Here is a 26172-nt window from a genome sequence, read left to right on the forward strand (position 1 = left end):
CCTATGGCAAGTGTGAAGATTAAGTTCCGTACCTCTACCGTAGAGGGCTGCCAAGGAACCATATATTATCAAGTGATTCATAACCGTGTCGCTCGTCAGGTAAAAACGGAGTACCGAATTTATGAAAGTGAATGGAACAGTAGTTTATCGGAGATTATATTGTCCCGTTTCGATGAAGAGAGAAGAGCTTATTTGTCTAAGATAAGAGACAATATACAGAGTGATATACGCAAATTCCAACGAATTATCACATCATTAGAGCAGCAGGGTGTAGACTATGATTCCAATAATGTAGTATCAGATTTTGTATCTCTAAATCCACAGAATACTCTTTTCGGATTTATGGAGGAGGTAATTGTCAATCTGAGAAAGTTGGGAAAGATACGAATTTCTGAGACCTATACCGCTACGCTTAACAGTTTCTGTCGTTTTAGAGAGGAGAAAGATGTGGCATTGGATAAGGTGGATTCTGATATAATGATAGCATATGAAGCCTTCCTGAAAGCAAGTGGTGTTAGTCTCAACAGCTCATCGTTCTATATGCGAAATTTGCGAGCTGTTTATAATCGTGCAGTGGAAAAGGAACTTACACCACAGCGATTTCCGTTCAAGCATGTTTATACAGGAATAGGCAAGACCGTAAAACGGGCCGTTCCGATAAAGGTTATCAAGCAAATTAAAGAAATGGACTTGTCGTATCGTTCATCATTGGATTTTGCGAGGGATATGTTTCTCTTTTCGTTCTATACTCGTGGGATGTCACTCGTGGATATGGCGTATTTAAGGAAGAAAGACCTTACCAATGGTATTCTTTCCTATCGTCGTCGTAAGACAGGACAACAACTGTTTATAAAGTGGGAAAAACCAATGCAGGAGATTGCGGATAAATACGATACGAAAAATTCGCTTTACCTGTTACCAATTATCAAGCACTCTTCCATAGAGGAACGGACGCAGTACATTTATGCCGGTCATAATATAAACCGTAACCTGAAAATTATCGGTCGGGAGTTAGGACTGTCTATACCCTTGACAATGTATGTCGCACGACACGCATGGGCCAGTATCGCCAAGAGCAAGAATGTTCCACTGTCGGTTATTAGTGAAGGAATGGGGCATGATTCAGAAGCTACAACACGCATCTATTTAGCTTCGTTGGATAACATGGCGATAGACAAGGCGAATAGTCTGATATTGAAATCTTTGTAAGAAAAGAATTGTTGAGCGAATTGTGTGTCTCTTTGCAAGAGATTATTATCTCTTTGCAAGAGAAGTGATTAACGACGCAAAAATACGAAAAAATCTGCAAATGACTCAATATATGTATAAAAAAAGTTTTGCGAATGAATAATTTTGTTGAGTACGATAAGGGGATTGTTGAGTAAAAGAGGTAAACGTAGTTAAGTATAGTTCTCGTTTTCAGATAGCCTGTCTGTTATCACTCTCTCTTGCAAAGAGAGGGTGATTTTGAGTGTTAAAATAATAAAGGTAATGAAACGTATAATCTTATTGTTGGCAATTGCTGTGGCAGGTATTTCACAAGAACTTCAGGCACAAAAGGCGGCGATAAAAACGAATTTGCTTTCCGATACTTTCATGAATGTCAATCTTGGGATAGAGATTGGTCTTGCCCCCAAATGGACACTTGATTTTACGAGCGAATTCAATGGTTGGACGCTTTCGCATAATCGGCGATGGAAACACTGGGCCGTACAACCTGAGACTCGTTATTGGTTCTGCGACCGTTTTTCCGGACATTTTCTTGGGGCACATTTGCATGGGGGGCAGTATAACATAGGAGGCTTCAATGGACAAGTTAACTTTTTGGGAACGAATGCGCGGAAACTGAAAAACGCCCACTATCAGGGTTGGTTTTTAGGTGCGGGGGTAGCATACGGTTACGCATGGATACTGAATCGTCATTGGAACTTGGAAGCGGAAATCGGTTTCGGATATTCTTATACTCGTTACGACAGGTTCAGATGTTCCGGGTGCGGAAAAAAAATTGAAGCAAGCAAACCGCATCATTATGTGGGGCCTACAAAGGTAGCCATTAACTTAGTTTACTTGTTTTAAAGCGGATGGACATGAGAAGGACAATATTTCTATTGGCAGCCCTGTTAGGGTTTGGAGATATGATGGAAGGTGTGGCACAGAGTGTAAAAAATATCATTCCCGATGTTTCCGTTAGTCATTTCAAAATGGATCGTAACGGCAAGTACCTTACTGTGGAGATGAATATAGATTTAACGGGACTTGACGTGGACGCTAACCGTGCTGTATTACTTACGCCGCGTCTTATTAATGGAATAGATTCACTTGACTTACCATCGATAGGGATTTATGGACGCAGGCGATATTATTATTACGTGAGAAATGGAATAAGTAATATTTCAGGAGAAACTGAAACGGCTTGCCGGGCTTTAAGAAAACCGGACAATTTAGACTATCATCAACCTGTTGTTTACAAGGAGTGGATGAATGGGGCGACTCTTAAGTTTTATCGCAGTGACTGGGGATGTTGCCATGAAATATTGGCAGAATATGAAGGCATACTGGGACGGCATAATGAAGCATTCTTTCCGGAACTGGTATTTGTGCGTCCTGAAGCTGAGACCATGAAAAGCCGTTCGTTGTCAGGATCGGCTTTTATAGACTTTCCGGTAGATCAGACAGTGATTTATCCTGAATATCGCCGAAACACGGTAGAACTTGGCAAAATACAAGCTACTATAGATTCTGTGAGGAACGACAAAGATGTGTCTATTATTTCGGTATGGCTCAAGGGATATGCCTCACCCGAAAGCCCGTATTCGCATAACAAAGATTTGGCAATAGGGCGTACTGAGGCGCTCAAAAAGTATGTACGACAGTTGTATAATTTTGGCGATGACATTATTGTTACGGAATATGAACCGGAAGACTGGGAAGGACTGCGTCGATATGTGGAACTGTCTAATATTGAACATCGTAAGGAAATTTTGGAGATGATAGACAGCAGTATCGAACCGGATGCCAAGGAGGAGAAAATAAAACGAAGCTATCCCCAAGAATACCGTTTTTTGTTACAGCATTGTTATCCGGCATTACGTCACACGGATTATCGTATAGATTACAATATACGTAATTACAACGACGTGGAGGAAATCAAATGTATTATGGCGGAGCAGCCACAGAAGTTGAGCCTGAATGAATTCTACCTCGTGGCAAGAATGTACGAACCTGGTACAGTGGAATTTACCGATGTGTTTGAAACGGCGGTACGTATGTTTCCCCATGATGAAATAGCCAACTTGAATGCAGCCAATGCCGCTATACGTCGGGGCAATCAGGATGCCGCGCGCAAGTATTTGGCAAAGGCGGGTAATTCGGCAGAAGCTGTTTATGCACGAGGTTCGCTTGCCATACGTGAAAAAGATTATAAGATGGCGGTACTACATTTGGAGAAAGCTCGCGAAATGGGACTTCAAATGGCAGAAATCACACTTGTGGAATTGACAAAAAGAGGATATACGGAATGATTAAATAAGTTAAAAAAAATGAAGCTATCAAGTTTATTATGGAGTTTGTTCGGAATAATGGCACTTAGTGCTTGTTCCGAAAATGAAATGTCGGAAGAGAACGATTTGGAAGTTAAAAACGGCGGTCGTTTTTTAGCTGTTGAAATTGCAAATCCGGCCACGACAAGAGCTGAAAGTGTATTAGATGGTGACTACGAGGCTGGTTTGGATGGTGAGAACAAGGTCAATTCTTTAAGATTCTATTTCTTTGATGGTACAGGGGCACCAGTTTCTGTAAATGTTGTCGGAGATAAAAATTATGTGGATTGTACGGAAATTATATCGGAAGGTCAGAATGATATGCCGAATGTGGAGAAAAAACTACAGGCAATTGTTGTGATTAATACGAAAGATGGTAATAATGCCAACGTTAGTTCCATGGTTGCTGTGGCCAATCATGAAACGGTAGAACTTGGAGAAGGGGCTTTATCTCTTACGGAAATCTGTAAAAAAATAGGCGATTATAGCTCTGTAGAAAAAGAAGAGAATAATGGTAGTAAGATTCCACATTTCCTGATGACAAGTTCATCTTATGCAGGAACAGACGGACAAATTACTGTGGCAACGATTAATCCTGTAAATCTCTGTAAATCTGAGGAGGATGCCAAAAATAATCCTGTAAATATTTATATAGAACGTGTGGTTGCAAAAACGAAATTGAATGCTGAATGGAATACTGAGAAGGTAACAGTCAAAGAAAATGTTACCTATCAAGGTAAAACCTATACGGCAGTCGCATTGAAAGACCACAAGGGTAATGATATTAAAGTTAATGAAAAACAAATATATGTCATTTTCACAGCTTGGGATATTACCGGTACTGTAGACAAGTCATATCTTTTCAAAAAGGTAAATTCTGTAACTGCATGGAATTTGGGTTGGATATGGAATAATTCCGACTTTTTCCGTTCTTTTTGGGCAATGAATCCCGAAGATGTAAAGCTGGGATATATCAGTTATAACGATATCGATTGTGAAGTTGGAGAAAACGGTGTAGCATATTGTCTGGAAAATGCAGCGGATAATTTTGATAATGGAACCAAGAGCGCTTATAATCCTGATGCACAGGTTTGTAATCGTACTCAGGCAATCATTGCTGCAGTATTGGTTACTGTTGATGGAAGTCAAGCATCTCCTATCGATTTGGCAAAATGGGCAGGAAGGGATTATACAGAAGAGAGTGTGAAGGTAGCCATGTTGAATACAATGACAAATCAGATTTACATAAAAGAAACAGATGGTGGTGGAAATGAAAAATTTGTTTCGATTAAGCCTGAACATGTATTATTGGTTACCGGTACAAATGCAGGAGAGGCTGATGATAAAAGTGAAAACAGTGCAAGGTATTTAAGTTATTTACAATTGACAGAGGAAGCTAAAGCTTTAGATTTTTATTCAAGTACCTCAGAAGATGCGAAATTGACAGTAGATGCTGTGAACACTATTCTGAAAAGTATACCTGGCGCTAAAGTATGGAAAACCGGAATGACTTACTATTACACAGATCTCAGACACTTGGGAACAGAAGCAACGAAAGGGTTGTATGGCGTAGTGCGCAATCATATTTATGATGTCAACGTTCAGTCTGTAGTAGGTCTGGGTACTCCAGTCTATAATCCGGATGAAGTGATTGTTCCGCAAAAACCGGGTGAAGATGAAACATATATTGCTGCAAAAATAAACATCCTGTCATGGCGAATTGTGAATAATGATGTTGATTTAGTGTGGTAATGATTTTATTCTAAAAACACCTCGTAATTGGTATAATAAGGTATAACCTTGAGACTGCGGCTTCTTATGTCGCAGTCTCTTCACTTGATTTTATTGTAATAGTGACCAGCAGATTGTAGGTTGACATAACATATACATAATATACGATGAACACATTGTTTTATATCAGACGGTTTGGGATAGTACTATTGATACTGTTTCTGATTACGTCCTGCGACAGCTTGATTTATGAGCACGAGGGGGATTGCCTGGTGAGTTACCGTCTGAAGTTCCGCTATGACATGAACTTGAAGTTTGCTGATGCCTTCGCACATGAGGTGAAATCGGTAAGGCTTTATGCGTTCAATATGGAGGGAGAGTTGGTGTGGCAGGCATCTGAACAGGGAGAGGTTCTTGCGTCTGAAAATTATGTCATGGCATTGGATCTCGCACCCGGTAAGTATCGGCTGGTAGCATGGTGCGGACTGGGTAATGAGGAGTCTTTTTGTTTGCCTGATGTGTCACCCGCATGCGGCCCCGAAGGCTTACATTGCTGCCTGAATTGTATTTCCGGAACATCGGTCGGAACTTCAAGTGGTGGAGAATCTCCTGCCTGTTCCGATAAAGATTTACAGCCACTGTTTCATGGTATGATGGATGTGGAACTGCCGGTGAATGACGATGGAGGAGAATATACTTTCGAAATGTCGCTTACCAAAAATACAAACGTGTTCCGTGTCGTGTTACAACATCTGTCCGGTGAAGATATAGATGCTGACGATTTTGAATTCAGCATAGAAGACAACAACGGCTGGCTGGCTTATGATAACTCGATGTTGAGGGATGTTCCTGTCGTATATCGTCCATGGGCTGTCTATTCTGGTGAAGCGGGCGTGGAAACCACCCCAAAGCGTGCCATAACCTCTGTCAAAGTAGCTGTGGCGGAACTGACCGTAAACAGGTTGTTCATGAGGGATTGGACAAAATATAAACGTTCTGTGTTGACAATACGTACTGTTGCAGATGGTAAGCTTGTAGCTTCAATTCCGATTATTGATTATGTCTTGTTGGTGAAAGGTGAACATCACAGGCAAATGGATGATCAGGAATATCTGGACCGGGCTGATGAATATAATATGACATTTTTTCTTGATCAGGACAACAACTGGATAAGCACTGTGGTACAAATTCTTTCCTGGCGGGTAGTGGTTAATAATTCGGATTTGAATTGACAAACAGTTTTTTCAAAGAGATAAAATGAAATGTACATTGCGACATATCTTATGGATGGTTTCGGTGTTTTGTCTTGCCTTGATGCAGACGGCCTGTAACAAAGCCGCCGGTTTTATGGACAAGTCATCCAGTGATGAAGGTTCGGTTATGCTCGTATTGAATACTGAGATTATAGGTTCGTTGTATGCCGGAGAGGCTGAGTCGGGTAGGGACAAAATGCACACGCTTCGTATTGTTATCCTGCATCCGGATGGCACGGTGGAACATAACCAATTCATGGATTTTGGAGATGGGATGCTGTCAGAGTGTACACGGTTTATCCAGGTAAAGCAGAACGAAACGAAAACGATTTATCTGATAGCCAATGAAAGGAGCGTACATGATGGCCTGCATAATACTTTAGATGAATTTACGGTGGGTACAGACGGTTTTAAGGATGCGATTGACGGTCAATCTTTTAGTCCTGACTACCTCAAACCCATTCCTATGAGTTCCGTGTACGAGGTTGAGATTAAAGATGAACCGCGGAAAGAATGTCAGTTCTATTTGGTGCGTGCCGCTACGAAATTTACATTCCGCTTCACGAATATGCGTAGTGGATCTGTTACACTGAACAGTGTCACAGTTTCAGATATAGCCGATAAGACTTACCTGATGTCTCACAAAAAGAATCTGACGATGAAGTTTCAGGAAGAGGACGGAGGTGAAACCGAACTTTTCTGGATAGATTGGTTGAAAAAAATATCGGACGAATCGCAACTGAATCCGGATGACAAGGAGCTGGCGGATAAGAGAGGCTGGATACAAGACTATGATATTCCTGAGGAAACAACATCCGGACAAGTCACCGTGAAGGCACCGGATGATTTTCAGATACCGGGGCTTGCTTATGATATGGGAGTACCGAAACCGGGTCGGAAGGTTTATCCGACTTTTTATCTTCCGGAAAGCAAGGACTTGAAGAATTCTCAAGAAATGTATGGTGAGCAAGAATACACCATGATACTCAGTCTGACGGATGACAAAAATGAAACGAAAAATTTTACTTGTCTTTTTGACAACTTAAAAGCCCTTTTCCGCAATACCCATGTAGTGGTAGATGTTACTTTTCTGGAAAAGGGAATACAGGTAGATGTGATACCTTACAGTGAGGTTGTTCTTAAACCTGAATTTGGATTGTAAACCCGTAAAAAACATGTAAAGATGAAACTTTGGATATCATATATTCTTGTTTGTATGATGGCTTTTGCCAGTACAAGCTGCCGTGATGATTTTATGGCATATGATTCTGTTATTGGAGAAGGCAGGGCGAAAGTGTCTGCTGTTGTGGATTTTGAACCAATGTCATCGGGACTGATACAAACAAGAACTGCCGGAGATGCAATCAAAGATATTACCAGTCTTCATGTGTTGTTATACGACTATGAAACTAAGAATCTGACAGAAAGTTGGAAGATTGAGAACTATCAACCCAAAGATGTGGACCGTATTGACACGGATGCGGAAAATGGGATAACTGCAGAAGCAAAGACGAAGCGCGTCTCTTTCGAGTTGAATAAAACTATCGGCAAAGGTAAATATCTTATGTATGCAGTGGCGAATATCCCCGATTTACTTGAAAATTATGAAGAAAATATTAAAACGGTGGATGGACTTAAGAGCATACCGCTTACATGGAACGATAAGGATATAAGCCAAAACAGTCAGATGATAGGATATTTCACAAAGAACACTACTGTACAGCCGGAGGACAATCCGCTTGTTATAAACGAATCGGAGGTTCGCTTGCATGCATGGTTACGCCGTGCAACTTCAAAGGTGACTATCGCTTATGACGGAAGTAATTTGAAAGAAGGGGTTTTTATTTATCTCAAGTCGGTACAGATTAAAGATATACCGGAGCAGTGTTATCTGGGGAAAGACAACAATGTGGGTACTGAGGGATATACGTTAAAATGTCCGGGAAAGGGACCGGACATGCCTGACGGAGAGATAATCAAATATTATGAAGGAGAAGAAGAACCGGCTGAATTCGGCCCTGACTATAAAGGACCTCGTATTACGGTGGGAACTCCAAAATATGGTTCTCATGAAGAAAATGCTAACGCTTTGTTCTTTTACGAGAATATGCAGGATATTGGCAAGGATAAACGGCAGGATTCGGATGGTGATAAAGTGCTTGATGCACCGGGAATGCCGGGGGATGTGACTTATGTGTTCAAAGACGGCAAGCCGTATGGCACATATATAGAAGTGGAAGCGCACTATATTTCTAATAATTCGGAAAAACTGGGTAATGGTCGTATCATATATCGTTTTATGTTGGGACAGGATGTAAAGACAGACTATAATGCTAAACGGAACTGTCATTATAAGCTGACGTTGATATTCAACAACTTTGCTAATGATGTGGATTGGCATATAGAGTATGAAGAGCCGGAGCCGGGTGTGATGACTCCCGAACCTTACTATATTTCCTATCTGTATAACCACTCATTGATGTATCCGCTCAAAATCAATACAGGCGGAAGGAAAATAGAATACATAAAGGCGGAAATAACCGATAATCGCTGGGCGCCGGATAATGCCAATAAGGAAGTTTATTTTCATGAAATGGATTTACCCAATCAAAACCAATGGAATGGTTTCCTGTCGTTGCATGAAACGACTGAGACGCGTATTACCGGGACCCAACCTTTTACCGCTACATCGAATATGGAATACTATAATAAAACTCCTAAACGAGGTGAACGGGAGTACAAAGACTTTACAGAAGGAGAACATACGACTGACAATGCGAATATAACCGATATTTATCGTGTACAGAAACATCCTACGGAAGAGAATACATTCAATGTATATATTCCTATGTACACGCGGGCTAAACAGTTGATTAAGGCAACAGGTTATACCGGCAATAATCCTTACGTGGCATATCAGCGTAAAGCGAATGTAAAGATTACAACCAAGTTGGAAGGGCTGGAACAAGTATTTGAAAATAATGTAACCATGTATCAAGTACGTCGTATCGTGAATCCCAAAGGAGTTTATCGTAGTGCCGATAATAATAAATCATTTCATGTGGTATTGAAACGATTGCCGCGGGAAAATGCAGAGCGCTTTGAAACATTTCAATCAGAAGGTCCATGGAAAGCTTATATTGTAAGACATTATAATGGAGATGGGATTGAACTTTCAGGATATCAGGGAAAGTCGGAATGTATAAATGACACTATATATGGTAATACGGGAACAAATATGGATTTTAACATTGATTTTTCCGGAACGCCGGTTGGTAACCGATATGCTATAATTAGGGTTGAGTATCATAATTATACTTGTTATCATCTGATATTTGTAAGACAGGGAAACGAACCCGACAATTTGATTGATGGTGGTGCGTTATGGTATGCCGAAAATATGAAAACCAAGAACCAATTAGCGGCAAGTCCGCTGGATGAAGGTTCGTTATTTAAGTTGGGAAACTGGGATGATCCGATTGATGCGTTGAATAATAAAAATTCGAAAACACCTTGGATAAATGTCACCTCGGCAGATTTTAAAAAGCCGACAGATGGCTTTATTATAGCCGGAAAAACGGATACGAAAAAAACATGGGATCAGATAATAACAAAGGTTGATGTAAACAATCCGCAAATAGTAGTTTCATTTGATGATCCCGGAAATGGAATGGAAGTTGCTAAATGGGAGGACTATGAGGCCTTATATAATAGCAAAGATATAGAACAAGGATACGGTATCCTTTACGGAGATGATGCGGTAGAGACAGCTGATCATATAGACCATGCATATGGATATGATTATAGCCATGGAGTAATGGGATGTGGAATGAGAGGTTGTTTTGTATATAACAAGATGACAGGCAAAAATCTTTTCTTCCCGATAGGAGCTTCTGGCTACGGACACAGAAAGCACTTAGAAGGTGGAATATTAAGATATTCTGCGGGGCAGACCGGATATTACACCACGGGACGTGTTCCGGCTGACACTAGTAAACCGGCTGTTTACCCTGAAGGTGTGAAAGATGCCCCGTTGTTGCATGACATATATATGAGACCGGGAGCTGTATATTGGTATAAAACACAGGGAGGAAATATACCTGACGGACCATACGTAGGCTGGGATATAAACTATTTCTCATTCGATTTCTATCCGATAGGTAGTTACTCCACAGGAAGCCGTCGGGATGCTTGTTTTGTGCGTTGTGTGAAAAAATGATAACTTTATCTAGTGGCTTCTTTGTGTTGATGCGTATGCAAACTACTTTAGATCACCGAAGCAAATTCAAAAAAGCTCTGAAATACTTGAATTTCAGAGCTTTTTTGAATTTGCTTTTCGTTTTTTCGGTGCGTACGGAAGATGAACCTAAATTCTATTCTTTACATAACTAATATCTTAGTAATGCTCTTGCTATTTAGTTCGACGAATAGTCCAACATATTAAGTTCGCTGTTCTGCTTGGCTTTTTGTTGTTGCTTGGAACACTGTAAATGTACGAAATCACATTTAAATCATCAAATTTTAAAGAGATTTATTCCTTTTCGCAATCATGTTCTTGAGTCATTTTCCATCTATTATAAAGACCCAGGTATTGGATTCATTGTATAAAAGTAATCTGCATCTATTACAAAGAAAGTATCTGAAAAAAGGTAAATTTGTTGTGCCGACCTATACGCGCAATAAACAGACAGTTCCTATTTATACCTTTTATGAATATTCACCCACAAAAAAAGGCTTGTATTATTTCTGCCGGAAAGATGATTTACTGACTTCTGATTTTTTGTATTATACAAAACTTGAAGAATTTCTCAAAGAGTTTTGCTTGACTCACGGGGTTGAGAGAATGATATTCCCATGTATTGAATATGGAAAACCTTGGTTTTGATGTTTAGAGAGTAATTTATCTTGTAGTAAATAGACACTTGTTCCTCACGAGATAAGAATTCAACATTCACTTCGTCATACTTGGAATGAATGCCATAAAAGGGAATTTTATAATCCACTCATTAGCTAAGGCGATACGAATAATTTTCTGGTAGGTTCTTCAAGTGCTTTAATACTGAATTATTATAGTAATGTTTGGTTGTTTTCAGCCAAGATTCAAAGTTTTGAATAAATTGTCTATTTATGGGCTATCTTTTGTAAAATGAACTAAAAATGATAAAGCTCTGAAGCGTTTGGCTTCAGAGCTTTACTTGATGTTTGCAAATTAAGATTGCGGTGTGTACGGGACTCGAACCCGTGACCCCATGCGTGACAGGCATGTATTCTAACCAACTGAACTAACACACCAAATATTTATTTGATTAATCAGATTTTACCGTTTACACTTCTTAGATAAATTAAGAAGCGGTGCGTACGGGACTCGAACCCGTGACCCCATGCGTGACAGGCATGTATTCTAACCAACTGAACTAACGCACCAGTATTTCATTTTAATCAGCTTTCTCTCTCGATTGCGGGTGCAAAGGTAGCTGTTTTTACGTAATTTGCAATACTTTCAAAAAGTTTTTTTGTGAGTAAAATAGTCATTTTTTGCTTTGTGCTTCATTATGAGGTATTTCTGTTAGAATAAAAAATAGAAATTCTTTTTATTTCTTTCTCTATAGAGGGATTCTAATGCTTTAGAAAGTGTGTGTTGTTAATATATTTTCTTCTGCATTTAGATAATTGATTTTATAGGCTGTAAAAGTACGTATTTAAATGTGTCTTAATTACCTAATTAAGGCAGTGTTAAAACGGATAGTTTATATCTATAAAGTACGTACTTTTTAACCGCCTGTAATACAGTAGCATATGGCGTTGTTTTGCCTCAGTCTGTATATTCGTGTCTTATCTCATGTATGCTTTTCTGCCTGTCGTGCGGTTGAATACCTTAAAATGATGACATTATTTTCTTTATTTCTTTTTGAATTTTGAGCTTCAATCTTTCTATCTGATCTATTTCTTGCTTTTAGAGTAAACTTTTTGCTCAAATTATTCGCTATTTTGCAATAATTAGTTATTTTTGCAAGCTAAAATCGCAGGCAGTGAAACAACACTGCATGAATTAGTAAAATAGTAGAAACAATGATGACAACTGCCAAACTGTTATTGCACTGTCCCGATAAACCGGGTATCCTGGCCGAGGTGACAGACTTTATCACGGTAAACAAAGGAAATATTATCTATCTGGACCAGTACGTAGACCATGTGGAAAACATCTTTTTTATGCGTATTGAATGGGAATTGAAAGATTTTCTGGTTCCTCAGGAAAAGATTGAAGATTATTTTGAAACACTCTACGCCCAGAAGTATGGTATGAATTTCCGTCTCTATTTCTCAGATGTGAAACCACGAATGGCTATTTTTGTATCCAAAATGTCGCACTGTCTTTTTGATATGTTGGCACGGTATACGGCAGGAGAGTGGAATGTGGAAATTCCTCTTATCATTAGTAATCATCCTGATTTGCAGCATGTGGCAGAGCGTTTTGGAATTCCTTTCTACCTTTTCCCTATCACAAAAGAGACGAAGGAAGAACAGGAACGCAAAGAGATGGAACTGCTGGCTAAACATAACATCACATTTATTGTGTTGGCGCGTTATATGCAGGTTATCTCAGAGCAGATGATCAATGCTTATCCTAATAAGATTATCAATATTCACCACTCTTTTCTTCCGGCTTTTGTAGGTGCAAGACCTTATCATGCTGCTTTTGAAAGAGGTGTGAAAATTATTGGTGCTACCAGTCATTATGTAACGACTGAGTTGGATGCCGGACCTATTATAGAACAGGATGTTGTGCGTATCACACATAAAGATTCGATAGAAGATCTGGTTAATAAGGGTAAGGACCTGGAGAAAATTGTACTTTCGCGTGCCGTGCAGAAGCATATCGAACGCAAGGTATTGGCTTATAAAAATAAAACGGTAATATTTAATTAGTTGATAATTGACAATTGACAGTGGACAGTTACTGCGTTGTAAGCGTCTGGTTATTTGAACTCACTGTCAATTGTCAATTGTCAACTGTCAACTAAATAAGGATGAATGTTGCAGTAATAAAATACAATGCCGGGAATATCCGTTCTGTAGACTATGCTTTAAAGCGTCTTGGAGTGGAGGCTGTGATCACTGCCGATAAAGAGGTGCTGCAGGCTGCCGATAAGGTGATTTTTCCTGGAGTAGGACAGGCTGAGACTACCATGAATCACTTGCGGGCTACTGGGATGGATGAATTGATCAAGAATCTCCGTCAGCCGGTGCTGGGTATTTGCCTGGGGATGCAGTTGATGTGTAGTTATTCTGAAGAAGGGGATGTGGACTGTTTGGGAGTTTTTGATGTGCCGGTAAAACGTTTTATCCCACACAAGCATGAGGATAAGGTGCCACATATGGGCTGGAATACGATAGGGCATCTGAATAGTGAACTTTTTAAGGGTTTCACGCAGGATGAATTTGTCTATTTTGTACATAGCTTCTATGTACCCGTTTGTGATTTTACGGCTGCCCGGACAGATTATATACATCCGTTCAGTGCTGCTCTGCATAAAGATAATTATTATGCTACACAATTTCATCCTGAAAAGAGTGGTGGGACAGGAGAGAAGATATTGAAAAACTTTTTGGATCTATAACTTTCATGATTATACGATGGAGAGTACAGTCTGATGTATTTTCAATCGTCAAATCGTAAATCGTCAAATTGTAAATAATAATATGATTGAAATTATTCCAGCTATTGACATTATCGATGGGAAATGCGTTCGCCTTTCTCAGGGAGATTATGACAGTAAAAAGGTGTATAATGAGAACCCGGTGGAAGTGGCCAAGGAGTTTGAAGCCAACGGTATTCGTCGCTTGCATGTGGTAGATCTTGACGGGGCTGCCTCTCATCATGTGGTAAATTACCGCACGTTAGAGCAAATAGCTACCCGTACTTCTCTTATTATCGATTTTGGTGGTGGCGTAAAGAGTGACGAGGATCTTATTATTGCTTTTGAGAGTGGTGCAGAGATGATAACCGGAGGAAGTATAGCTGTGAAGAATCCTGAACTGTTTTGCCGTTGGATAGACAAGTATGGCAGTGAGAAAATTATTCTTGGTGCCGATGTCAAAGATCATAAGATTGCTGTCAATGGCTGGAAAGATGAAAGTGCCTGTGATCTTTTCCCTTTCCTGAAAGAGTATATCCATAAAGGGATAGAGAAAGTGATCTGTACGGATATCAGTTGTGACGGTATGCTTGCCGGACCTTCTATTGAACTGTATAAAGAGATACTTGCTGAACACCCCACTCTCTATCTGATAGCAAGTGGTGGAGTCAGTAACATGGGTGATATTGAAGCCCTCCATGAAGCCGGAGTGCCTGCCGTTATTTTTGGCAAAGCGCTTTATGAAGGACATATTACCCTGAAAGATCTCTACCGTTTTTTATAGTATTTTCAATCGTAAATAGTAAATTGTCCAATCGTAAATATTAGTATCGTGTTAGCAAAAAGAATTATTCCCTGTCTTGATATAAAAGATGGACAGACTGTAAAAGGAACCAATTTTGTCAACCTCCGTCAGGCAGGTGATCCGGTTGAACTGGGACGTGCTTATAGCGAACAGGGAGCTGATGAACTGACTTTTCTTGATATTACCGCCAGTCATGAAGGACGTAAGACCTTTGCCGAATTGGTGAAACGAATTGCTGCTAATATTAATATCCCTTTTACAGTGGGAGGAGGGATCAATGAATTGAGTGATGTGGATCGTTTGCTGAATGCCGGTGCCGATAAAATATCTGTAAACTCTTCTGCTATTCGTAATCCGCAATTGATTGATGATATAGCAAAGCACTTCGGATCACAGGTTTGCGTGCTTGCCGTAGATGCCAAGATGACTGAAAATGGTTGGAAATGTTACCTGAATGGCGGCCGTATAGAAACAGATAAAGAATTGCTGGCGTGGACCAAAGAGGCTCAGGAACGGGGTGCCGGAGAGATACTTTTTACTAGTATGAATCATGATGGTGTGAAGACCGGATATGCCAATGAAGCACTTGCTTCGCTTGCCGGGCAACTTTCTATACCTATAATTGCTTCGGGAGGGGCAGGTGCGATGGAACATTTCCGGGATGCTTTCACTCTTGGCAAAGCGGATGCTGCGCTGGCTGCCAGTGTTTTTCATTTCGGAGAAATCAAAATTCCCGATTTAAAATCGTATCTTTGCAGCCAGGGAATTACTGTAAGAAGGGAGAATTGAGAGGAGAGAAGGGAGAAGTAATTTCAATCGTAAATCGTAAATCGTTAACGTACCTATGTGTTAAAAAATAAATAATGGTCATGACCGTAGGGAATAAATTGTAAATAAAATGTTGGATTTTGATAAAATGAATGGGCTTGTTCCCGCTATCATACAAGATAATGACACCCGTAAGGTGCTGATGCTTGGTTTTATGAATAAGGAAGCTTATGACAAGACAGTAGAGACCGGGAAAGTAACTTTTTTCAGCCGTACCAAGAATCGTCTCTGGACCAAAGGAGAGGAGAGCGGTAATTTCCTGAATGTGGTTTCTATCAAAGCCGATTGTGACAATGACACACTGTTGATTCAGGTTAATCCGGTTGGCCCTGTATGTCATACAGGTACAGATACTTGTTGGGGCGAAAAGAATGAAGAACCTGTAATGTTTCTCAAACTGCTGCAGGATTTTATTGATAAGCGTCACGAAGAGATGCCGGAGAAATCTTATACTACCAGCCTTTTTGAATCGGGTATCAATAAGATAGCTCAAAAGGTGGGCGAAGAAGCGGTAGAAACAGTTATAGAAGCTACTAATGGAACCAATGAACGGTTGATTTACGAAGGATCCGATTTGATCTATCACCTCATCGTGCTGCTAACTTCTAAAGGCTATCGCATCGAAGACCTGGCACGCGAATTGCAGGTAAGACATAGCGCCTCATGGACGAAGCACTGATTACATATAACAATGTAGAGATACATCAGCAAGAACTTTGCGTGCTGAGTGACGTAACGTTACAGTTGCACAAAGGTGAGTTTGTATATCTGATAGGTAAGGTAGGGTCGGGAAAAACGAGCCTGCTCAAAACCTTCTATGGTGAACTCGATATTGCTGATGGTGAAGCGGAAGTGTTGGGATATAATATGAAAACGATCAAACGTAAGTACATCCCGCAACTGAGGCGTAAACTTGGTATTGTCTTTCAGGACTTCCAGTTGCTGACAGATCGTACCGTATATAACAATCTTGAGTTTGTGCTTCGTGCTACCGGTTGGAAGAATAAACAAGAGATAAAGGAGCGTATTGAAGAAGTATTGCAGTTGGTAGGCATGAGCAACAAAGGTTACAAGTTGCCTAACGAACTCTCCGGAGGTGAGCAACAACGTATTGTTATTGCGCGTGCCGTACTTAATTCACCTGCTATTATCCTGGCAGACGAACCTACTGGAAACCTGGATGTGGAAACAGGAAAGGCCATTGTGGAATTGTTGCATAGTATTTGCGAATCGGGTTCATCTGTAGTGATGACTACCCATAATTTGCAATTATTGCGCGAATATCCCGGACGTGTATACCGGTGTTCGGAGCATCATATCAATGATGTGACGGATGAATTTACAGAGAAAAATAATTAATATACATACTAATTTTAATACAGTAACGAAAATGAAAGTTTTAAAGTTTGGAGGAACTTCCGTAGGCTCTGCACAGCGGATGAAGGAAGTAGCCAAATTGATTACCGATGGTGAAAAAAAGATTGTTGTTCTTTCGGCTATGTCGGGTACAACAAACACATTGGTGGAGATTTCCGACTATCTGTACAAGAAGAATCCGGAAGGTGCCAACGAGATTATCAATAAGCTGGAATCTAAATATAAACAGCACGTTGATGAACTTTATGCTACCCCGGAATATAAACAGAAAGCGCTGGAAGTTGTCAAATCTCATTTCGACTACATTCGTTCGTACACGAAGGATCTCTTCACATTGTTCGAAGAGAAAGTAGTACTGGCACAAGGCGAGCTGATTTCTACTGCCATGGTAAACTTCTATCTACAGGAGTGTGGCGTGAAGTCTGTACTGCTTCCGGCTTTAGAATTCATGCGTACTGACAAAAACGCAGAGCCCGATCCTATCTATATCAAGGAGAAATTGCTGGCACAACTGGAGCTCTATCCGGATGCAGAGATTTATATTACGCAGGGGTTCATTTGTCGTAATGCTTATGGGGAAATTGATAACCTGCAACGTGGTGGTAGCGACTATACTGCTTCTTTGATTGGTGCGGCTATCAATGCTTCTGAAATACAGATTTGGACAGATATCGATGGGATGCATAACAATGATCCGCGTATTGTAGACAAGACTTCTCCGGTGCGTCAGTTGCATTTTGAAGAGGCTGCTGAGTTGGCTTACTTTGGTGCCAAGATTCTTCATCCTACTTGTATTCAGCCAGCTAAGTATGCTAATATTCCGGTACGTTTGCTTAACACAATGGCTCCTGAGGCTCCGGGTACATTGATCTCTAATGATACGGAGAAAGGAAAGATTAAGGCTGTAGCTGCTAAAGAAAACATTACTGCTATTAAGATTAAATCCAGTCGTATGTTGCTGGCTCACGGATTCTTGCGTAAAGTATTCGAGATTTTTGAAAGTTATCAGACCTCTATCGATATGATCTGTACTTCAGAGGTGGGTGTGTCTGTTACCGTAGATAATACCAAGCATCTGAATGAAATACTGGACGACTTGAAGAAATATGGTACGGTAACGGTTGACAGAGATATGTGCATCATTTGCGTGGTAGGAGACCTTGAATGGGAAAATGTAGGTTTTGAAGCCAAAGCGCTTGATGCGATGCGTAATATTCCGGTACGTATGATCTCTTTCGGTGGTAGTAATTACAACATCTCCTTCCTTATCCGTGAGTGTGATAAGAAGGTAGCATTACAATCGCTGAGCGATATGTTGTTCAACGGAAAATAATAATCACATATCTACTATAGAAGGCACAGAGGACACAGAGGATTAAAAGAAATTCAAACTCTGTGCCCTCTGTCCTCTCTGTAGTAGACCTAAATAAAGTATCTTTTATGAAAGGAATATTCCCTATTGATAAATTTCGTGAGTTGCGTACCCCTTTTTATTATTATGATACAAAAGTGCTGCGTGACACACTGACTGCTATCAATAAAGAAGTAACCCGTTACGAACATTTTGACGTGCATTATGCTGTGAAAGCAAATGCAAACCCGAAGGTACTCACCGTCATCCGTGAGAGTGGATTGGGTGCCGATTGTGTAAGTGGCGGCGAAATACGTGCAGCTATTAAAGCTGGTTTCCCAGCACAGAAGATTGTATTTGCCGGTGTGGGGAAAGCCGATTGGGAGATCGAACTTGGATTGGATTATGACATTTTCTGTTTTAACGTAGAATCTATTCCTGAACTGGAAATTATTAACGAACTGGCTGCTGCCAAAGGAAAAGTGGCAAACGTTGCTTTTCGTATCAACCCCAATGTAGGTGCACATACCCATGCAAATATCACTACCGGACTTGCTGAGAATAAGTTTGGCATCAGTATGGAAGATATGGATAAAGTGATAGATGTGGCTTTGGAGATGAAGCATATCAACTTTATCGGTCTGCACTTTCATATTGGTTCGCAGATACTTGATATGGGTGATTTTATTGCTCTTTGTAACCGGGTTAACGAACTGCAGAATAAACTTGAGGCACGCCAGATTTTTGTAAAGCATATTAATGTGGGTGGTGGACTTGGTATTGATTACGATCATCCCAATCGCCAGCCAATCCCTGATTTCAAGGCTTATTTTGCTACCTATGCAGGCCAGTTGAAGTTGCGTCCGCATCAGACATTGCATTTTGAACTGGGACGTGCAGTAGTGGGGCAGTGTGGTACGCTTATTTCTAAGGTGTTGTATGTGAAGCAAGGCACCAATAAGAAATTTGCTATTCTCGATGCCGGAATGACGGACTTGATTCGTCCGGCACTTTATCAGGCACATCACAAGATGGAGAATCTTACTTCTGATGAGGCGATGCAGACTTATGATGTAGTAGGTCCTATTTGTGAATCGTCTGATGTTTTCGGTAAAGCGATCGATTTGAATAAAGTGAAACGTGGTGACCTGATTGCTCTCCGTTCTGCGGGTGCATATGGCGAAATTATGGCTTCATCCTATAATTGTCGTGAACTGCCGAAAGGTTATACATCGGATGAATTAGTCTAAAAAATTAAATTTGTTTAGAACAAATAAGAAGCATCAATTGTTTTTATATAAAATGAATTTTGATTTTACAGATAGTGATTTATCGATGTTTATATTTCTTGTGAAATCAAAGTAAGGAGTTTAATTCACTAATATATAATTATTATGATGACAGAGAAATTACAGAAAGTTCTGAATGAGCAAGTTACAGCAGAAATGTGGTCTGCTAACCTTTATTTATCTATGTCTTTCCACCTTGAAAGAGAGGGGTATACCGGTTTTGCTTCCTGGTTGAAAAAGCAATCACAGGAAGAGATGGAGCATGCTTATGCTATTGCCGGTTATATCATAAAACGTGGTGGTATAGCAAAAGTAGACAAAATCGATGTGGTGCCTACCGGATGGGGTACACCATTGGAAGTTTTTGAGCATGTATATGAACATGAATGCCACGTTTCTAAAATGATTGACGGCCTGGTAGCCATTGCTTCTTCCGAAAAAGACAATGCCACACAAGATTTCCTTTGGGGCTTTGTTCGTGAGCAGGTAGAAGAAGAAGCTACTGCTATGGAGATTGTAGATAAAATCAAACGCGCAGGTGAGGCAGGTGTCTTTTTTATTGATGCTCAGTTGGGTAAGCGCTGATCGAACTATTCTTTTCACATAAAAAGGTCCCGGACAATTCGTTCGGGACCTTTTTTATGTAAGAAAAATGTTTGTTTGTTATCCGATATTTTCTTTGTATAGGAATAATAAGATTTTTTTAATGTAAGCCCCCATATTTTTACAAAATTTATCTATCTTTGCTCCAATTATCATAAAGAAGATAAAAGATCGTTTATCTTTTTTATAAAGTGGAAAGCATGAACAAAATAATATTTCTAATTTGCTGTTTATTTTGCTATACAGTGAGTTATGCTCAGGTTACCACCTCTTCTGTGAGTGGTCTTGTATCAGATGAAAATAAAGAACCGCTACCTGGTGCTGTTGTTATGGCTATTCATGAGCCTTCGGGAACTCAATATGGAACTATCACTAATCTTCAGGGGAATTATCAATTGCAGGGAATGCGTATCGGTGGGCCTTATCGGATTGAAATATCTTATGTTGGTCATCGCAGAGCTGTATTTACTGATATCTATTTGAGGTTGGCTGAGAATTACTCATGTAATGCTTTGCTGAGTTCATCGACAGAATTGGATGAGGTGGTGGTCGTAGGAACGTCTTCAAAGTTTGCCGGAGAGAAAACAGGTGCTTCCACACATATAACTATTGAGGATATCAATCGGTTGCCAACCATTAACCGTAGTTTGAGTGATATTACAAAACTATCACCTTATGCCAGTGGTAGTGGCTTTGGAGGACGGGATCAGAGAATGAATAATTATAGTATTGATGGAGCAAACTTTAATAACACTATGGGACTGGATGGAGCTGTCTTACCGGGAGGTGGTAATCCGATTTCCATAGATGCATTGGATGAAATCCAGGTGAGTATTGCTCCTTATGATGTGCGGCAGACTAATTTTATCGGAGCATCTGTCAATGCTGTGACCAAGAGTGGTACGAATCAGTTTCGTGGTTCTGGGTATATGTATGTTAAGAACGAGAATCTCCGTGGGAATGAGGTGAATGGAGAAGATTTGGGTGAACGTGCTGAAGAGCGACGCAATATCTATGGCTTTACTCTGGGAGGGCCAATTGTGAAGAACCGGCTTTTCTTTTTTGTCAATGGAGAGTATGAGAATGAACCGAAGCCAATGCATAAATGGAAACTTTCTGCTGATGGAACCGAAGATGTTGAGCATTTGATATCGCGTGTTACCGACGCGGACATGCGTCGCTTTTCCAATGACTTGAAAACAATGTACGGTTATGATACAGGTTCATGGACCGACTTTAGCGGAGGAACAAATACTTACCGTGCAATGGCGCGTATGGACTGGAATATTTCAGAACGCCATAAACTCATGGTACGTTATAACTATACTTCCCAGCAGAAAGATAATAATGTAGTGGGCGCAGCTTTAAATATAAATGGGGCTCCGGTGGGCCGTTACTCTATGACCTTCCGAAATTCTACTTGGAAGCAGTCGAATAATGTGAACTCTTTGACAGCCGAATTGAATAGCCGGTTGGGGATGATGATGAATAATAAACTATTGGTAAGCTATACTTTTAATGACGGCAACAAACGTAAATGTAACGGAGACTTCCCGACAGTAGATATTATGAAGCCTGACGAAGGAGGGATAAACCGTGCTTTTATGAATGCCGGTTACGATCAGCATGCATGGAGAAATGGTATTACAGAAAAAGTATGGGCTGTTACCGATCATTTTTCTACGCAGCTAGGGGCGCATAATTTAGGTGCTGGACTTAGCTTTGAGTCACAAAATGTATCCAACTGCTACATGCGTTATGGAGCGGGATATTACCGGTATGCCAGCTATGATGACTTTATTAACCGGATGGCTCCGATTGCTTTTGCAATGACCTATTCACTGACAGGAGAAGATCGTGCATTATCGGCTGTACATTACAATCAGTTTTCAGTATATGCACAGGATGATTATAATGTATCTTCCCGTCTGAAACTTGTGTATGGTGTCCGTATGGATGTTCCTTTCTATGTAAATAAGCGATATGAGAATCCTTCTATTACCGGATATGATTTTAACGGAAAGACATTGAGTACTGGTAGCTGGCCTAAAGCCACTCCGCTCATTTCTCCGAGAGTGGGTATTAATTATGATTTGTTGGGTGATAGCCGGCTCAAACTGCGTGGAGGTACAGGGCTTTTTACCGGTCGGTTTCCTTTAATTTTCCTTTCAAAGATGCAGGAAGGAAGTGGTATACTGCAGACAACGGTTTCGACAACCACTGTGGGAGACCCTTTGCTTACTGCTCTGGCCGGAAGTATTCGTATGCCCCAACAAGTGTTACAGGAAATAGCTCCTCAATTTCCTGACCGTTTCCCGACGGAACCTGGAGCTGTAAACAATATTATTACAATCGACCGTAATTTCAAGATGCCTCAGGTATGGAAAACATCACTGGCCTTGGACTATCAGTTGTTATTACCCTTTAAGGCAGATATGACTTTGGAAGGAACTTTCATCAAGGATATCAATGCCATTTTACAGCAGAATGTTAATGTGATAGCTTTGGATGACCCAAAGATGTCTACTTTTTCAGGTCCTGACAAACGTTATCGTTATCCGGGAAATGATGAAAAATACATTCATCCGGAAATTACGGATGCTATGTTGATGACGAATACGCATAAAGGATATAGTTACAACCTGAGTGCTACATTGCATATGATGCCGGTAAAAGGGCTGAATCTGATGGCATCTTACACCTACACTTGTTCACGTACACTTTCCAATAATCAGAGTAATCAGATAGATGGGGCTTGGAAACAGGAAGCTTCTGTACAGGGAGCCAACTACCTGGCTTTACATAATGCTTCCTATCTGTATTCTCCTCATCGGTTGATAGCAGAAGCATCGTATGCTATACGGTATGCACATAATTATGTAACGTCTGTTTCTATTTTCTATACCGGACAACGTGAAGGTTCTTATTCTTATCTGTACGATAATGATATGAATAATGACGGTTATATATTTGATTTGATGTATATTCCGTCCAATTCAACAGAACTGAACTTTCAGGACCAGAAAGTAGGGGATCGCACATTTACAGCCGAAGAACAACGGGATGCCTTTTGGACTTTTGTAAATCAGGACCCTTATCTTAAAAAACATAAAGGAGAATATGCTGAAACAAACGGAGCATTTTTGCCTTGGGTTAATCGTATCGACTTACGTCTCACGCAGGACTTCCGGGTAAAAGCCGGGAAGACAATGAATACTTTACAGTTTAGTGTAGACATCATGAATATTGGTAATTTGTTGAATAGTTCCTGGGGAGTGTCAAAGAGTGTCAGAACTAATAAATTGTTGAACTTTAGGGGAGTAAATTCTGCAAATGAGCCGGTTTATACTATGGTGACACAGTCGAATGACGGAATCGTTACATTACCTTCGGAAACGTTTATGTCCAATCGTTTATCCGGTAATTGCTGGCAGCTTCAGTTTGGTATACGTTATATCTTTAATTAGTAAAAAATACATGTATAAGAAATTTCTTAAACTTACATATTTGCTTTTTTTGCTGTTATCTGTTACTGGGTGTTCAGAGAAAGATACACATCGTATACTGGTTGTTCATGCCTATGAATTTAGCTATGCTGCCTATCCTGATTTTAATCGTTTGATAGAGGAAGATTTTCATAAATTAGCCATTGATTCGGATATAAGGACACTCTACCTGGATTGCGAGAGCTATCAGGAGCAGCCTGAACTGGAGAGAATGAGAAGATTACTTAGTTCATTAAAGGATTGGAAACCGGAAGTAATCTTGGTGAATGAGGATCAGGCTACCTACTCATTATTGAAGTGTGGACATCCTTTGGTAAAGGAGGTTCCGATAGTGTTTGCCGGTGTTAATTATCCGAACTGGGAGTTGATAAAACAATATCCTAATGTGACAGGATTTTATGATAAGATAGATTACAGGACGAATTTTCATGTTGCGAAAGAATTGTTTGGAGAAAATGTACGTCCTTTTGCAATATTAGACAAAACTTTTCTTGACAGGGCTATACGGGATGATATGAAGGAGCAGCTGAAAGACGAAAAGGTAACGGGTATAGTCCATCCCGAATATAATAATGCAAAAAGAGATTCATTAGTTAAGAAAGAAGGCTATACACCTTTCAATGCAATGGCTGCGAGAGGTAGTAATTCTTATGGAGGTGCGCTTATATGGAGTCTTAGCAAATATGTCCCTAATGGATGTTATGTGCAGTTGAAGCGTGATTTTACGACGGTAAATATGGGAAATGTTTCAGCCAGTCCCGGGATGACGGTGATTAATGAGGCATTTGGATATGGTGAGAGATTACTGGGAGGATATATCACTCCGATAACTGTACAAGCAAATGAGGAAGTAAAGGTTGCTGTTCGTATTCTTAAAGGAGCTTCCCCGGCAGATATACCTGTATGTGAGAGTAAGAAAGAGTTTTTGATAGACTGGCAGGTACTGAAGCAGTTGCAGTGGGATAAGGAAAGGATTCCGGAGAAGTATCACTTTATCAATATGCCTTTCAAAGAACAGTATAAAGGAATCTGGACTGCATTGATGGTACTTGTTTTCATTTTGCTGTTTAGTATATTCAGCTTGTTGATGTTTCTTTATCTGCGTGAACAGAAACGAAAGAAAATGGCTCTTTATGCTTTAGCAGACGAGAAAGAAACGCTGGCACTGTCTATTGAGGGAGGGAATACATATGCCTGGAAATTACAGGATGAATGTATTGTACTTGAAAATGCTTTTTGGAAATCTATAAACGGACTACCCCGAAAGTTAACAATCGATGAATTGGAGAGTTATGTTCATCCGGAACAGCGTAATAAGTTTGAGTTGAACCGGGAGAGTTTGCCATTGGCAAAAAAGAAGATTGTACAGTTAAAGTGTGATTTTGACGGGCAGGGTTACCAATGGTGGGAGTTTCGTTATACAACTTCTTATTCGGTTTCCGGGCAGACTAAAACCGCTGGTTTACTATTAAATATTCAAACCATTAAAGACCGTGAACAAGAGCTGGAGGATGCGCGTCGTCTGGCTGAAAAGGCAGAGCTTAAACAGTCGTTTCTGGCAAATATGAGCCATGAGATACGTACACCTCTCAACGCGATTGTTGGCTTTTCAAATATTCTGGCTATGGATGATGATTTGGAAGAATCAGATAAAATGGAATATATAGATACTATTAACCGGAATAGCGAGTTGCTGCTAAAGCTTATTAATGATATTCTCGAACTGTCGCGTATTGAGTCGGGGAATATGACTTTTCAGGAGAGCAAATGCCAGATATCTGAGTTGGTTAATAGGGTTTACACTACCCATAAGGTATTGATTCCTGCTCAATTGGAGTTTATAGAAGAGATGGATGATATTCCGATGGAAATAGAAGTGGACCAGGATCGTCTGACGCAAGTGCTGACTAACTTTCTGAACAATGCGTCTAAATTCACAAAAGAAGGATATATTAAGCTGGGGTATCGCTATGTACCCGAAGAAAATCAGGTACGTATCTATGTGGAGGATACCGGTATTGGTATCCCTGTGGAAGAGCAACGTATTATTTTCAGTCGGTTCTATAAACAGGATGAATTTGCACAGGGGACGGGGCTTGGATTATCCATTTGCCAGTTGATTGTTGAGAAGTCCGGTGGGAGCATTGAACTTTGGTCCGAACCGTCTAAGGGAAGCCGGTTTACAGTGGTACTTCCCTGTCACGTTGTATCTTAAATTGTGATTTCTAAGACCGCTGTCGGTTCATACTTTGG

18 protein-coding genes, 2 tRNA genes and 1 pseudogene are annotated in these 26172 nt (G+C 40.3%); 18 read left to right on the top strand and 3 right to left on the bottom strand.

The window, feature by feature from the left end:
• The first annotated feature begins 3 nt into the window (after positions 1 to 3).
• From VCM39_RS07630 to VCM39_RS07660, 7 genes are all read left to right on the top strand, one after another.
• Positions 4 to 1209, top strand: coding sequence for a site-specific integrase (locus VCM39_RS07630; protein ID WP_221649379.1), 1206 nt, complete (start codon positions 4 to 6; stop codon positions 1207 to 1209).
• Between the two features lie 282 nt (positions 1210 to 1491).
• Positions 1492 to 2076 carry a DUF3575 domain-containing protein gene (locus tag VCM39_RS07635; RefSeq protein ID WP_322933447.1) on the top strand — a complete coding sequence of 195 codons (585 nt, stop codon included), beginning with the start codon at positions 1492 to 1494 and terminating at the stop codon, positions 2074 to 2076.
• Positions 2077 to 2087: 11 nt separating this feature from the next.
• Entirely contained in the window at positions 2088 to 3521 is a 1434-nt protein-coding gene (locus tag VCM39_RS07640) for a DUF3868 domain-containing protein (protein WP_221649377.1), read from the top strand.
• An 18-nt stretch (positions 3522 to 3539) separates the two neighbouring features.
• On the top strand, positions 3540 to 5291 hold the full coding sequence (locus tag VCM39_RS07645) for an Mfa1 family fimbria major subunit (RefSeq protein WP_322933446.1): 1752 nt from the start codon (positions 3540 to 3542) through the stop codon (positions 5289 to 5291).
• Positions 5292 to 5437: 146 nt separating this feature from the next.
• Positions 5438 to 6502 (top strand): FimB/Mfa2 family fimbrial subunit, encoded by a 1065-nt coding sequence (locus tag VCM39_RS07650; protein ID WP_221649375.1) that lies wholly within the window; start codon positions 5438 to 5440, stop codon positions 6500 to 6502.
• Positions 6503 to 6527: 25 nt separating this feature from the next.
• Positions 6528 to 7685: a hypothetical protein gene (locus VCM39_RS07655; protein WP_221649374.1), complete on the top strand. Its 1158-nt coding sequence runs from the start codon at positions 6528 to 6530 to the stop codon at positions 7683 to 7685.
• Positions 7686 to 7706: 21 nt separating this feature from the next.
• Positions 7707 to 10742, top strand: a complete 3036-nt coding sequence (locus VCM39_RS07660; RefSeq protein ID WP_322933445.1) for a hypothetical protein — start codon at positions 7707 to 7709, stop codon at positions 10740 to 10742.
• A 706-nt stretch (positions 10743 to 11448) separates the two neighbouring features.
• Here VCM39_RS07660 and VCM39_RS07665 read toward each other — a convergent pair.
• The 3 genes and pseudogenes from VCM39_RS07665 to VCM39_RS07675 all read right to left on the bottom strand — a co-directional run.
• Positions 11449 to 11652 (bottom strand): annotated as a pseudogene (locus tag VCM39_RS07665) (phage integrase SAM-like domain-containing protein); the annotation flags it as partial.
• Between the two features lie 89 nt (positions 11653 to 11741).
• Positions 11742 to 11815, bottom strand: a tRNA-Asp gene (locus VCM39_RS07670).
• Between the two features lie 58 nt (positions 11816 to 11873).
• Positions 11874 to 11947 (bottom strand) — tRNA-Asp (locus tag VCM39_RS07675).
• A 645-nt stretch (positions 11948 to 12592) separates the two neighbouring features.
• Here VCM39_RS07675 and purU point away from each other — a divergent pair.
• From purU to VCM39_RS07730, 11 genes are all read left to right on the top strand, one after another.
• A complete protein-coding gene (purU, locus tag VCM39_RS07680) occupies positions 12593 to 13450 on the top strand; it encodes a formyltetrahydrofolate deformylase (RefSeq protein ID WP_025867592.1) in 858 nt (285 codons plus the stop codon).
• Between the two features lie 101 nt (positions 13451 to 13551).
• The gene (gene hisH, locus VCM39_RS07685; RefSeq protein ID WP_322933444.1) at positions 13552 to 14142 is read left to right on the top strand and encodes an imidazole glycerol phosphate synthase subunit HisH; all 591 of its coding nucleotides are present in this window, start codon (positions 13552 to 13554) and stop codon (positions 14140 to 14142) included.
• An 82-nt stretch (positions 14143 to 14224) separates the two neighbouring features.
• Positions 14225 to 14944, top strand: coding sequence for a 1-(5-phosphoribosyl)-5-[(5-phosphoribosylamino)methylideneamino]imidazole-4-carboxamide isomerase (gene hisA, locus VCM39_RS07690; RefSeq protein ID WP_221649370.1), 720 nt, complete (start codon positions 14225 to 14227; stop codon positions 14942 to 14944).
• 48 nt (positions 14945 to 14992) lie between these two features.
• The gene (hisF, locus tag VCM39_RS07695) at positions 14993 to 15754 is read left to right on the top strand and encodes an imidazole glycerol phosphate synthase subunit HisF (RefSeq protein ID WP_321028795.1); all 762 of its coding nucleotides are present in this window, start codon (positions 14993 to 14995) and stop codon (positions 15752 to 15754) included.
• 109 nt (positions 15755 to 15863) lie between these two features.
• Entirely contained in the window at positions 15864 to 16472 is a 609-nt protein-coding gene (hisIE, locus tag VCM39_RS07700; protein WP_002561500.1) for a bifunctional phosphoribosyl-AMP cyclohydrolase/phosphoribosyl-ATP diphosphatase HisIE, read from the top strand.
• On the top strand, positions 16457 to 17152 hold the full coding sequence (locus VCM39_RS07705; protein WP_002561501.1) for a cell division ATP-binding protein FtsE: 696 nt from the start codon (positions 16457 to 16459) through the stop codon (positions 17150 to 17152). The genes hisIE and VCM39_RS07705 overlap by 16 nt, the downstream gene beginning before the upstream one ends.
• 31 nt (positions 17153 to 17183) lie before the next feature.
• A complete protein-coding gene (locus tag VCM39_RS07710; protein ID WP_221649368.1) occupies positions 17184 to 18503 on the top strand; it encodes an aspartate kinase in 1320 nt (439 codons plus the stop codon).
• A gap of 107 nt (positions 18504 to 18610) precedes the next feature.
• Positions 18611 to 19771: a diaminopimelate decarboxylase gene (gene lysA, locus VCM39_RS07715; protein WP_289293537.1), complete on the top strand. Its 1161-nt coding sequence runs from the start codon at positions 18611 to 18613 to the stop codon at positions 19769 to 19771.
• A gap of 144 nt (positions 19772 to 19915) precedes the next feature.
• Positions 19916 to 20395 carry a ferritin gene (locus tag VCM39_RS07720; RefSeq protein WP_322933443.1) on the top strand — a complete coding sequence of 160 codons (480 nt, stop codon included), beginning with the start codon at positions 19916 to 19918 and terminating at the stop codon, positions 20393 to 20395.
• A gap of 218 nt (positions 20396 to 20613) precedes the next feature.
• On the top strand, positions 20614 to 23880 hold the full coding sequence (locus VCM39_RS07725) for a carboxypeptidase regulatory-like domain-containing protein (protein ID WP_322933442.1): 3267 nt from the start codon (positions 20614 to 20616) through the stop codon (positions 23878 to 23880).
• A 10-nt stretch (positions 23881 to 23890) separates the two neighbouring features.
• Positions 23891 to 26134, top strand: a complete 2244-nt coding sequence (locus VCM39_RS07730; RefSeq protein WP_322933441.1) for a sensor histidine kinase — start codon at positions 23891 to 23893, stop codon at positions 26132 to 26134.
• Positions 26135 to 26172: the final 38 nt, after the last annotated feature.

Source organism: Bacteroides mucinivorans (assembly GCF_034654355.2).
GTDB classification, from domain to species: domain Bacteria; phylum Bacteroidota; class Bacteroidia; order Bacteroidales; family Bacteroidaceae; genus Bacteroides; species Bacteroides nordii.

What these genes read in the sequence shown, in the direction of transcription:
- VCM39_RS07630 (WP_221649379.1), top strand. Translation starts at nt 4, where the DNA reads ATGGCAAGTGTGAAGATTAAGTTCCGTACCTCTACCGTAGAGGGCTGC.
- VCM39_RS07635 (WP_322933447.1), top strand. Translation starts at nt 1,492, where the DNA reads ATGAAACGTATAATCTTATTGTTGGCAATTGCTGTGGCAGGTATTTCA.
- VCM39_RS07640 (WP_221649377.1), top strand. Translation starts at nt 2,088, where the DNA reads ATGAGAAGGACAATATTTCTATTGGCAGCCCTGTTAGGGTTTGGAGAT.
- VCM39_RS07645 (WP_322933446.1), top strand. Translation starts at nt 3,540, where the DNA reads ATGAAGCTATCAAGTTTATTATGGAGTTTGTTCGGAATAATGGCACTT.
- VCM39_RS07650 (WP_221649375.1), top strand. Translation starts at nt 5,438, where the DNA reads ATGAACACATTGTTTTATATCAGACGGTTTGGGATAGTACTATTGATA.
- VCM39_RS07655 (WP_221649374.1), top strand. Translation starts at nt 6,528, where the DNA reads ATGAAATGTACATTGCGACATATCTTATGGATGGTTTCGGTGTTTTGT.
- VCM39_RS07660 (WP_322933445.1), top strand. Translation starts at nt 7,707, where the DNA reads ATGAAACTTTGGATATCATATATTCTTGTTTGTATGATGGCTTTTGCC.
- purU (WP_025867592.1), top strand. Translation starts at nt 12,593, where the DNA reads ATGATGACAACTGCCAAACTGTTATTGCACTGTCCCGATAAACCGGGT.
- hisH (WP_322933444.1), top strand. Translation starts at nt 13,552, where the DNA reads ATGAATGTTGCAGTAATAAAATACAATGCCGGGAATATCCGTTCTGTA.
- hisA (WP_221649370.1), top strand. Translation starts at nt 14,225, where the DNA reads ATGATTGAAATTATTCCAGCTATTGACATTATCGATGGGAAATGCGTT.
- hisIE (WP_002561500.1), top strand. Translation starts at nt 15,864, where the DNA reads ATGTTGGATTTTGATAAAATGAATGGGCTTGTTCCCGCTATCATACAA.
- VCM39_RS07705 (WP_002561501.1), top strand. Translation starts at nt 16,457, where the DNA reads ATGGACGAAGCACTGATTACATATAACAATGTAGAGATACATCAGCAA.
- VCM39_RS07710 (WP_221649368.1), top strand. Translation starts at nt 17,184, where the DNA reads ATGAAAGTTTTAAAGTTTGGAGGAACTTCCGTAGGCTCTGCACAGCGG.
- lysA (WP_289293537.1), top strand. Translation starts at nt 18,611, where the DNA reads ATGAAAGGAATATTCCCTATTGATAAATTTCGTGAGTTGCGTACCCCT.
- VCM39_RS07720 (WP_322933443.1), top strand. Translation starts at nt 19,916, where the DNA reads ATGATGACAGAGAAATTACAGAAAGTTCTGAATGAGCAAGTTACAGCA.
- VCM39_RS07725 (WP_322933442.1), top strand. Translation starts at nt 20,614, where the DNA reads ATGAACAAAATAATATTTCTAATTTGCTGTTTATTTTGCTATACAGTG.
- VCM39_RS07730 (WP_322933441.1), top strand. Translation starts at nt 23,891, where the DNA reads ATGTATAAGAAATTTCTTAAACTTACATATTTGCTTTTTTTGCTGTTA.